The 10,945-nt window shown below is 68.0% G+C and carries 6 protein-coding genes and 2 riboswitches; of the genes, 5 read left to right on the top strand and 1 reads right to left on the bottom strand.

The window, feature by feature from the left end:
- Positions 1 to 376: 376 nt before the first annotated feature.
- Positions 377 to 473: riboswitch (glycine riboswitch) on the top strand.
- A riboswitch (glycine riboswitch) is annotated at positions 474 to 597 on the top strand.
- Between the two features lie 55 nt (positions 598 to 652).
- From gcvPB to AC08OQ_RS12450, 4 genes are all read left to right on the top strand, one after another.
- The gene (gene gcvPB, locus AC08OQ_RS12465) at positions 653 to 3,838 is read left to right on the top strand and encodes an aminomethyl-transferring glycine dehydrogenase subunit GcvPB (protein WP_476601150.1); all 3,186 of its coding nucleotides are present in this window, start codon (positions 653 to 655) and stop codon (positions 3,836 to 3,838) included.
- 340 nt (positions 3,839 to 4,178) lie between these two features.
- Positions 4,179 to 4,919 (top strand): FkbM family methyltransferase, encoded by a 741-nt coding sequence (locus AC08OQ_RS12460; protein ID WP_476601148.1) that lies wholly within the window; start codon positions 4,179 to 4,181, stop codon positions 4,917 to 4,919.
- 588 nt (positions 4,920 to 5,507) lie between these two features.
- Positions 5,508 to 7,217 carry a GGDEF domain-containing protein gene (locus tag AC08OQ_RS12455; RefSeq protein ID WP_476601146.1) on the top strand — a complete coding sequence of 570 codons (1,710 nt, stop codon included), beginning with the start codon at positions 5,508 to 5,510 and terminating at the stop codon, positions 7,215 to 7,217.
- A gap of 619 nt (positions 7,218 to 7,836) precedes the next feature.
- On the top strand, positions 7,837 to 8,907 hold the full coding sequence (locus AC08OQ_RS12450; RefSeq protein WP_462203126.1) for a glycosyltransferase family protein: 1,071 nt from the start codon (positions 7,837 to 7,839) through the stop codon (positions 8,905 to 8,907).
- Between the two features lie 107 nt (positions 8,908 to 9,014).
- On the opposite strand, the gene AC08OQ_RS12445 is transcribed toward AC08OQ_RS12450, so the two are convergent.
- Positions 9,015 to 9,869: a TetR/AcrR family transcriptional regulator gene (locus AC08OQ_RS12445; RefSeq protein ID WP_476601144.1), complete on the bottom strand. Its 855-nt coding sequence runs from the start codon at positions 9,867 to 9,869 to the stop codon at positions 9,015 to 9,017.
- Positions 9,870 to 10,340: 471 nt separating this feature from the next.
- Between AC08OQ_RS12445 and AC08OQ_RS12440 the strand changes: the two genes are divergently transcribed.
- On the top strand, positions 10,341 to 10,945 hold a 605-nt coding region (locus AC08OQ_RS12440; RefSeq protein WP_476612059.1), incomplete at its 3' end, for an MMPL family transporter.

Raw genomic sequence — 10,945 nt, 5'->3', positions numbered from 1 at the left:
AAACGAATGGCTGCCCCGATAAACTTCCCAAACAGGCCCTAGATACATAGATGTCCGCGCTCGTATCGCCTACCGGCGGGCGGCCCTGACGCCGAGGCCGCCGCCTCCGCCCGCAGGATCGGATGGCGGACGACCGATGGTCCCGTGGCCACGGCCCACGGCTCCACGGGTTCGTGGGTTCATGTTGCGAACAGGTTTCGGTGGGGGTCACTGGTTGGTCCGCGGGGCTCCCGCAGCTAGTGTTCGGGGAGTGGAATCGTGGCTGAACGCAGCCGGCGTCGAGGGGACCGGCGCCAGTCGGGAGCCGATCATTCGCTCCTGGTAGGCATCCCCGGGTCATCCGTGCCCCGTCCCACAACTCCATACCGATGCCGCTCACACCTGTGCGGGAGAGTCCCGGTCGCTCGCTGGTCGGGACGCCGAAGGAGCAAGCTCTCCCCATAAACTCTCAGGCCCCCAACCGCCGGGTCAGGCAACTCTGGAAAGTGGACGCCGTGAGGTGTCCCGCCGACGGTGAAAGCCGCGTTCCCCGCCCGCAGCTCCCCGGACTGCCGGCGGCGGCGCCGGTGAAGCTCTCAGGCCTATGACAGAGGGGGAGGCCCGCCGCGGCGCCGGCATGATCCGTCGTCGCCCGACCTCCGGAGCAGTCATCATGCCTGACGTCACCGAGTACGACGACACCCCCTATGCCGATGGACCGGCCATGGCCGCCACGACCGCCACGACCGCTCCCGCGTCGTCGCACGCGCGGTCGGGGGCGCCGCGGCAGGGTAGCGCCGCGGCGGTGGGCAGGAACGGTGCGAGGCGGCTGCCCGCCGCGGCCATCCCGCGGTTTGCCGATCGGCACATCGGCCCGGACCCGTCCTCCCAACGGGCGATGCTGGATGCGCTGCGCGTGGAATCACTGGCCGCGCTCACTGATGCGGCCGTCCCGGCGAGCATCCGTGACCAGGATCTGGATCTTCCCGCGGCGCTGAGTGAACCCGCGGTGCTCGCGGCCCTACGCGCGTTCGGTAGCAGGAACCGACCGGTTTCCTCGATGATCGGGCTGGGGTTCCATCCCGCGGTGATGCCGGGAGTCATCCAGCGCAACATCCTGGAGAGCCCCTCCTGGTACACAGCGTACACGCCGTACCAGCCGGAGATCTCCCAGGGCCGCCTGGAGGCGTTGCTCAACTTCCAGACGATGATCACTGATCTGACCGGCCTGGCGGTGGCCGGAGCCTCCCTGCTGGACGAGCCGACCGCGGCGGCCGAGGCGATGCAGATCGCGTTCCGGACGGCGAAGGGTTCCCGCACGACGTTCCTCATCGAGGCCGACACCCTCCCGCAGACCATTGCGGTGGTCGCGACCAGGGCGGAGGCGCTGGGGATCAACGTGGTGGTCGCGGATCTCGCCGCCGGACTCACGGCCGTGGGCCCGGCGGAACTGGATGCGACCTTCGGCCTGCTGCTGTCTTATCCCGGGCCGGCGGGCGTCCTGCGGGATGTGCGTGGTGTGATCGCAGCGGCGAGGGAGCGCGGCATCGTCGTCACGATCGCCGCCGATCCGCTGGCGCTGACCCTGCTGCGGGCGCCTGGTGATCTCGGCGCGGACATCGCGGTGGGGAGCACGCAGCGGTTCGGGCTACCGCTGTCCTTCGGAGGCCCGCACGCCGGCTACCTCGCAGTGCGCAAGGGGCTGGAGCGGTCCCTGCCGGGGCGGCTCGTCGGGGTATCGGTCGACGCGGACGGCGCACCCGCGTACCGGCTCACCCTGCAGACCCGTGAGCAGCACATCCGGCGGGAAAAGGCGACGAGCAACATTTGCACAGCCCAGGTGCTGCCCGCGGTACTCGCCTCTATGTACGCGGTCTACCACGGCCCGGAGGGCCTGGCCGGGATCGCGCGTCGCCTCCACGGGCACGCGGTGCGCCTCGCCGAAGGCCTGCGCGCCGCCGGTGTGACGGTGGTGCACGACGCGTTCTTCGACACCGTCCTCGCCGCGGTACCGGGCCGGGCCGCCCAGGTGGTTGCGGACGCGTTGGCGCGGGGAGTGAACCTGCGGCTGGTCGACGATGACCACGTGGGCATCTCCTGCAACGAGACGACGGGCCGGGCCGAGCTGGGGGCCGTCTGGTCGGCCTTCGGGGTGGGCCCGGAGGCCACGGCGGGCATCACTTGGACCGAGACCGAGACCGAGACCGAAAGCGGGATCCGGACCGGGGCTCGGACCGGGCCCGTCGTGGCGGCGAGCGATCATCTCATGGCCCGCGCGGACCAGGCAGACCAGATGGCGGACGAGCTGGTGGCGCTGCCCGCCGAACTGGTGCGTACGGATCCCTACCTGCAACATCCGGTGTTCCACGACCATCGGTCGGAGACCGCGATGCTCCGCTATCTGCGTCGACTGTCCGATCTTGATCTGGCTCTCGACCGGGGCATGATCCCCTTGGGGTCGTGCACGATGAAACTCAACGCGACCACGGAGATGGCCGCGGTCACCTGGCCGGAATTCGCCGACATCCATCCATTTGCTCCGCTGGGCCAGGCCGCCGGATATCTCGCGATGATTCAGGACCTAGAGCGTTGGCTTGCGCAGATCACCGGGTATGCGGGGGTTTCCCTCCAGCCGAATGCCGGCAGTCAGGGTGAGCTCGCCGGGCTGCTCGCCATCCGGGCCTATCACCGCGATCATGCTGTTCCCGGGTCCGTGGTGCGAAACATCTGTCTCATTCCCTCCTCGGCGCATGGGACGAATGCGGCGAGCGCCGCGATGGCGGGAATGCGGGTGGTCGTCGTCTCCTGTGACGACGACGGGAACGTCGACCTGAACGATCTGGCCCGCAAGGCCCGCGCGAACGCGGACGCGTTGGCGGCGCTGATGGTCACCTACCCGTCGACCCATGGTGTGTACGAGGAGGGCATCGGGCAGGCGTGCGCGATCGTGCATGAGGCCGGCGGCCTGGTGTACGTAGACGGAGCGAACCTCAACGCTCTGGTGGGGCTCGCCAGGCCGGGGCAGTTCGGGGCCGACGTGAGCCACCTGAACCTGCACAAGACGTTCTGCATCCCGCATGGTGGCGGGGGTCCGGGGGTCGGCCCGGTCGCCGTGGTCGAGAAACTCCTACCCTATCTGCCGAACCACCCGCTGCGGCCGGAGGCCGGACCGGCCACCGGAGTGGGCCCGATCTCGGGATCCCCATGGGGCTCGGCCGGAATTCTCATGATTCCGTGGGCCTACATCCGGATGATGGGTACGGATGGCCTGCGCCGGGCGACCTCGGTGGCCGTCCTGAACGCCAACTACATTGCCCACCGGCTGCGTCCGTACTATCCGGTGCTCTACGCGGGCCGGGACGGGCTGGTCGCCCATGAGTGCATTCTGGACCTACGGCCGTTGACGAAGATGACCGGCGTCACCGTGGACGATGTGGCGAAGCGTCTCATCGACTACGGTTTCCATGCTCCGACCATGTCCTTCCCGGTTGCCGGAACACTGATGGTCGAGCCGACGGAGAGTGAGGATCTCGGCGAGATCGATCGTTTCTGCGACGCGATGATCTCCATTCGGGCCGAGGTGGAAAAGGTTGGAGACGGTATCTGGCCGCGGACCGACAATCCCCTGAATAATGCTCCGCATACCGCACAGATGGTTACCGCCGACGAATGGTCGCACGCTTATCCGCGATCGGTGGCGGCCTATCCCGTCGCTTCGCTGCGGGCCGCCAAGTACTGGCCCCCGGTACGTCGGATCGACGGCGCCTATGGTGATCGCAACCTGGTCTGCACCTGCCCACCGGTGGGATCCTTCGCCGCGGAGCCGGTCGACGAGCAGATTCTCGCGGGGGCCCGCTGAAGACGGGATGCTGACGCGGCCGCCGTCGATCTTCTCCATCGCGGCGGCGGCCGATGCGAGGCCGAACGGTCCCGCTGGGTAGTCTGCCGCGACCTCCAAACCCTTCCCTGACGGAAGAGTTCAGAAGTCAAACTCTTCGTGGCGTAAGGATTATCGCTCGTCCGCTCGTCCGCTCGTCCGAGCGGGAATGAAGTGGACTTGAAATTCCTGTTACCGGTCTTGACCATGGATCATGTTCGCCCAATAGTGGTGTACTGACTGTCATAACGGGTCATTCGGCGATGACACTCCGGCAGGTCGCCGCTTGAACAACAGGAGGCCACGGCGGATGGATCCTCGGATGGAAAAACAGCTGGCAAGGGCCCGGCGGGTGGCGGTCGACATCGGCCTCGGTCCGGCGCTGAAGCTGGTGCGTGACAACGTCGTCCCTACCGCCCGCCGCAATCGCAGCGACGATCGGCATCTGGCGCTGCTGCTGTCCTTCGTTCTCCGGGAGGACTCGAACTGTATCGACGTGGGCGCGCACAAGGGTGACGTTCTCCGGATCATCCTCCAGCACGCCCCGGGAGGCCGGCACGTCGCCTATGAGCCGTTGCCGCACATGGCCGCGGCGTTGACCACCGATTTCCCGGCGGTGGAGGTACGGCAGGCCGCGCTCGCCGACCGGCCGGGGGTGCTGCCCTTCACCTACGTCCGTAGCAGGCCCGCCTACAGCGGGCTGCGTGATCGGGTGCCCGACAGCGAGGACGTCGAACAGATCGAGGTCGCGGTCGAGACGCTGGACGACGCGATGCCGGCCGACTACCGGCCAGCCTTGATCAAGGTCGACGTCGAGGGGGCGGAGTACGGGGTGTTCAAGGGCGGCCAGAAGCTGATCGGCTTCAGCCGGCCGTATCTCGTCTTCGAGTTCGGTGCCGGTGCCCGGGACTACGGCACGACGGCCGACGAGATGTACACGCTCGTCGACAGTGATCTCGGGCTGCGCATCTTCGATCTGGACGGCGACGGTCCTTACACGTTGCCCATGTTCCGGGCGGCCTTCGCGTCGGGGGCGCACTTCAACTTCGTCGCCCACCCCTGAGGTGCGTCGCGGAAACGTCCGCGACGGCGGTCGTCAGCCTGACTTTCCGATCATCAGCTCGTAGTGGTCCGGGCGAGGCTCGCCCTTCGTGACCGCCCCAGCCGGGATCCGTCCGAGCGGGGCGGATCCCGCACAATGAGTGGACAAATGATCAGATAAGAGTACCCATCAGGCTTCAAACGCTCCTGTACGAAGAGCAACCATTCGATACGGTTTCAGCAGGTCGCGGCGTTCGACTCGTCGTTCGACCCGCCGAAGCCAGGCGGGTGGGATCAGTGTTGCTGTGGGTGCCGTGAGCGGCAACGGAATGCCGCAAGGCACCACAGGCGTACGCGGCCGGTACGCGTGCCACCCGCATGTTCACACTGAGAGGCTGCTCATGGCCCGGTCCTTCCGGGGCGGCTGTTCACCGCCAGCCGGTCCTGCATGGTCGACAGGTCCGATTCCCTCGGTCAACCCGACAACGAACGCCCATCGACGGCATCACGCCCAGCCGGGCGACGCACCGGTCCGGACTTCCCGGCGGACCCCGGCACCGCTGCCACGCCCGCTGTCCCGCACGGATCCCGCGTCGCGAACCGAGGGGTGATGCCGGCTCCATCGTGGCGGCGCGCCTGGCGTAGCCACGTCTGGCTCGTCTATCTCTGTCTCGGTCTGATCGCCATCCTCGTCTACGGCCAGCTTCCCACGACCGGCGGCCCACGCGTCGTCCGGCTGGTCATCTACCTCTGCCTCAGCACCTCGGCCGCGGGGGCCGTGTTCCTCGGCCTGCAACGCCAGGAGCTGACCGACCGACGTCCCTGGTTGCTGATCGGAATCAGCCAGGTGATGTACGCCATAGGCGATGGCGCCTTCTACATCTTTCACTATGTGCTTGACATCACAGACTATCCGGCCTTGCCGGATGCGTTGTATCTGGGCCACTACCCGCTGCTCGTCGTCGGTCTCGTTCTGCTGACCCGGCGACGGACCCAGGAACGGGACATCGCCGGCCTGCTCGACGGGTCGATGTTCCTGCTCGCGGCGGTTCTGTTGTCCTGGCTCTACCTGATCGCGCCGCAGGTGCGTGCGGGCCAGGAGCTGTTCGTCGGCGTCACCTCGGTGGCCTATCCGGCGATGGATCTGGCGCTGCTGGGGGTGGCCATCCGTCTCGTGGTGGGGCACGGGAGCCGCCCACCCGCCTTCTTCCTGCTGGCGGGCAACCTGCTCGCCATCCTGACCGCCGACACCATCTACGTCGCGCAGCAGACGAACGGGGCCTTCGAGGTCGGCAACTACCTCGACGCGATCTGGTTGACGGGCAACCTCGCCCTCGGCGCCGCCGCGCTGCATCCGACCATGGTCGACCTCACGCGGCCGGCGCCCCCGCGTGCGCAGGCGCGCAGCGGCTGGCGCCTGGTGGCACTGTCGAGCGCCGGGCTGGTGGCTCCCACCGTGCTGGCCGTGCAGGTGATCCGTGGTGATCTACGGGATCTGCTGGTCGTCGTGGCCGTAAGTGCGATCATGATGATTCTGATCATCGTTCGGATGGCGGGCCTGGAGGCCGACCAGCGGCGTCTGGCGATCACGGACGGGCTGACCGGCCTGCGTACCCGCCGCTATCTGGAGGCCGAGATGCGGTTGGCGGCCGGTCGGGTACGACGCACCGGATCCGGAATGGGGCTGATCCTCGTCGACGTCGACCACTTCAAGTCGGTGAACGACCGATTCGGCCATCCGGCTGGTGATCAGGTGTTGACGGAGGTGGCTCGGCGACTGCTGGTCGTGACCCGTCCCGGTGACGTCGTCGCCCGTTACGGGGGTGAGGAGTTCGCGCTGCTCACGCTGAATGTCCGGGGAGGCGCCCTCGCCGATATCGCCGAACGTCTGCGCCGCGGCGTCGGACGGGAACCCGTCCGGATCGTCGTGCCCGCGCCGCGAGTTCTGGACCCGCCGGCCCGAACGGGGGAGTCCGGGGCGGCGGGGTCTACCGAGCCGACGAGGGCGCGCGGCCAGGCCCGGTCGGGTGCCGGTGTCCGGGGAGACAGCGGCGAGGAGTTTCTGCTGATCGCGGTGACGGTCTCGGTCGGAGCGGCGGCCCTCCCCGATCACGCGGACGACACCTTCGCGCTCGTCGCAGCCGCGGATCGCGCGCTGTACGCCGCGAAAGCCGCGGGACGGGACCGGGTCGCGATCGGTTCCGCCGGACCGGGCCACGACGTCGGTGATCATGAAGTCGGTGAAACGGCTGGTTTGAGTAGGCAGCCCCCGGCCCCGGATGCCGTATCCGCCGCGGTGCCCTGGCGTACGCGATGGTGAGCGCGGCCACGGCGGCGGGCAGGCCGGCGAGCGTCGCCCGATCGTCCGTCTTCGGGATGGTCCGGTCGCGCGCCGGTCTTCCTTCCGTGGCCATAACCGAAAGAGAGTAGGACGCCGTGAGCGATTCCGCCCATCCGGTGGCATCGGCGGGCCGTGCGGGGGTAGTTCTTTCGGATCGGTCCCGGAGCAACCGCTCCAGGTGCTTGGTCGGGTACCCTCCGTGGCGCGGCGGGGTCATGTGTCGTGCTGGTGCGGCGCCGAGTGTTCGCTCCTTGTCCCGGAAGCGGTGGTTGTTCCCCTCGAGAAAGATGGGGAGTGACGGACACGGTCGTAAGACCGATACTTTGACGCTCCAGTACCTGCATGTGGCGGACCGGTCGTTCCCGGGTGGTCGAGAGGCGGAAGTGGTGAACCGGAACACGCGGGGAGGTACCGGCGACGACTCGGGCGGATGAGGCGTTGTGAACGGAGGTACCCAATCGTGCGGTCCGGGGTGGCTGGGGGATTCCCTACCCAGCCCGTCTGATACCGCCGGCAATGCCGCACCAGATCCCCATCTGGACGTCATCACCGGTACGGGCTGTCCGTACCCAAGAAAGGTCACGAGAGAGGGGCGTCCGTGCGAACGCTCGAACCCACCAGCCTCGACCTCGACTCGATCGAGGTCGACAAACTCGCCAAGGGCATCACTCTGAGTCTGCTCATCCCGGCCCGTGGCCCGGAGGCGGCTCGAACTCTCGGCGACATCATCGCACTCAACCGGCAACGCTGGATGCAGGAGCGCAGCGTGCTGGACGAGATCGGCGTGGTTGTCGACCCGTCGTCGGACGGGGACGAACATGGCCTGATGCGCATCGCGACCGACGCGGGCGCCAGCTGGGTCGTGCGTGGAGAGTCGGTCCTGCAGCGCCACGCGGGTCGAGAGGCCACCACGACCGGCGGCAAAGCGGGCGCGATGCGTAGTCTCGCCTACCTTGCATTCGGTAGTCGGCTCATCTTCCATGACGCCGATCTGGAAAGCTACGATCCATATACAGTGGGTGTCCTGGCTGCCGCCGTGACTGCCGATAACGCCCCGCTTTTCGTCAACGGAAGTTCGCGTAGAGTCACTGGCGACGGGCAGCCCGGGGGGCGAACCACCGAGATGCTGCGGTCGCTGTTGTCGAAACAGCTCGCCAGGTATGTGCCGTCCATCACTCGGACAATCCAGCCCCTGATCGGGGAATTCGTCATCGACGCGGACGTCTTTGCGGCGCTGGCGTTCTCGCGGGGGTACGGCGTCGAGACGTCACTGAAGGTTCTGGCGCTCGATCTGCTCGACTACTCCGATAGTCTCCAGATCGAACTACCGATCAAGTATCAGGTCGGCCAGCATTACCACAGTCTGGTCAAACAGTTCCATGAGATTAGTTTCACAATCGATGTTCTGGAGGCGTACTTTCAGCGTCGGCGGGTCGACCCGCACGTCGCCATCTGGCAGATCGCCGACAACTACGACCTGCTTTTCCCGGGTCGTACGTATGCGTTGCACCGGCCGCCGGGCTACGACGACACCGACTTCGTCCCGCGGCTCGGCTTCTACCAGCCGTTGGCCACGGCACCAGCTTATCAGGCGCGCTTGCCGGAGATCAAGGGTACCCGTCGGGTCGCGCTCGACGCGCTGGGGCGGCGAATGCGGACCTCGGCCTGACCGTCCGGCTGCCGGTCGCCGGACAGTTGAACCGCTGCCGCCGACCGGCCGACCGTCGACCACCAGACCGTCTGGTCGACACCGGGTGGTTGGTCGACACCGGGTGGTCACTCCGCGGCCGGCCGGCCGGCCGGCGGGACGGGCATCACCGTGGCGAGGTTGTACCCGCCTCGCCACACGCGGATGATCGCGTCCGCCATCTGCCGGTCGAACAGATCGTCGATGTCGTCGAGGGCGGAGGGGAGGTGCCCGAACATCTCCAAGGAGATGAAGCCGTGCAACTGGGTCCAGACGGCCAGGCACACGGCGAGTCCTGCGGCGTCGATCGCGACGTCGTGGTCGCGTCCCCAGGCTTGTAGGCTGGCGCGCATCGGCGGGGTGAGCTGGGCGTCCACCGTGGCGGCGTCGATCATGCCGGCCCTGGTCGACTCGCTCATGCAGCGGAACAGCACCGCGACCGCGCGGTGCAGCTGTGTGATCATCCGGTCGTTGGTCGACGTGGCGCAGGGGATGCCGGGGCCGAAGATCAGTCCGTATTCCGTCGGATGGTCCAGGGCCCAGCGGCGGTGCGCGCGGGCGACCTGGAGCCAGCGTCGTAGGTGGTCGTGCGGATCGGCCGCGTCGAAGGCCGCCTCCAGGGCCTCCGCCAGTGAGGCGAACCCGTCCGCGACCAGTTCGGCCAGCAGGACCTCCCGGCTGTCCACGTAGCGGTACAGGGCCGATGGGGCCATGCCCATCACCCGGGCGATCCCCCGTAGGGAGAGCGCAGCCGGGCCGTGCTCGGCCAGCTGGGCGCGCGCGGTCTGTTTGATCTCGTCGAGAGTGGCCTGCCGCAGTCGTTCGCGACGGGGAACCGGACTGCTCACCACGGTCATGGTGGGTCTCGACGAGAACGCTGTCAACTTTGCGAACGGATGCGTCTTGACACGAGCAGCGATCGCGAACACTGTTCTCTTCAGCATCGCCTGCTCTTCGGAGGGTTCCGTGTTTACTCCGCTCGTGGCGCTCGTGACGCGCCGCCCGCGTCTGGTCCTCGTCCTCACGCTTCTCGTGCTGCTCGGCGCCGGTGGGCTCGCGGGCGGTGCCTTCGGCAAACTCCAGACGGGGGGGGTTCGACGATCCGGCGTCGGACTCCTCCCGGGCCGAGGACGTCCTGGACGCTCGCTTCCACGGCCGCCCGAACTTCCTCCTGTTGGTGACCGCCCGGGCGGGCGATGTGGATGACGCGGCGGTCGTCGCCGCGGGAAAGACGGTTGCCGCCGATCTCGCCGCCCAGGCCGGGGCGAGGGACGTCGTGTCCTACTGGACGGGGGGCGGTCCGGCGCTGCGCTCGAGGGACGGCCGGCAGGCGCTTGTCGTCGCCAGTATCCAGGACGATGACCAGGCCGCCGACATCGTTGATCATTACGAGTCGTGGGGGCGCGCCGGGGGCGGTGACGGTCGGGGAGGACATCAGCGGACACGTCTCGGCCGACCTCGCCGCCGCCGAGTCGTTCGCCATTCCCATCACGTTGGCGTTGCTGGTCATCGCGTTCGCGGGCGTGGTTGCCGCCCTGCTGCCGCTGGGTATCGGGCTGCTCGGCATGCTGGGTGGCTTCGCCGCGCTTTCGGTGATCGGTGATCTCACCGATGTGTCGATCTTCGCGGTGAACCTGGCGACGGCCCTCGGCCTGGGGCTGGGCATCGACTACTCGTTGCTGATGGTCAGCCGGTTCCGGGAGGAACTGGCGGTGGGCCGGGACCGCGCCACCGCGGTGGAGAGGACGGTCCGCTCGGCCAGCCGGACGATCTTGTTCAGCGGGGCGACGGTGATCGTGGCATTGGCCGTGATGCTCGTCTTCCCGCCGTTCTTCCTGAAGTCGATGAGCTACGCCGGGATCTCGGTGACCCTCGTCGCGATGCTGGCCGCCGTCGTGGCCCTGCCGGCGCTGCTGATGGTGCTCGGCGAGCGGGTCAACGCCTGGGGGATCGGCGGCCTGCTCGGGCTCGTGCGCCGCCGCCGCGCCGGTCGTGCCCGGCGCGGCGCGGCGATCGGGTC

Source organism: Frankia sp. CcCS3 (assembly GCF_977927575.1).
The sequence above is the reverse complement of the archived record's forward strand: the minus strand, read 5'-3'. Positions and strand labels throughout refer to the sequence as shown.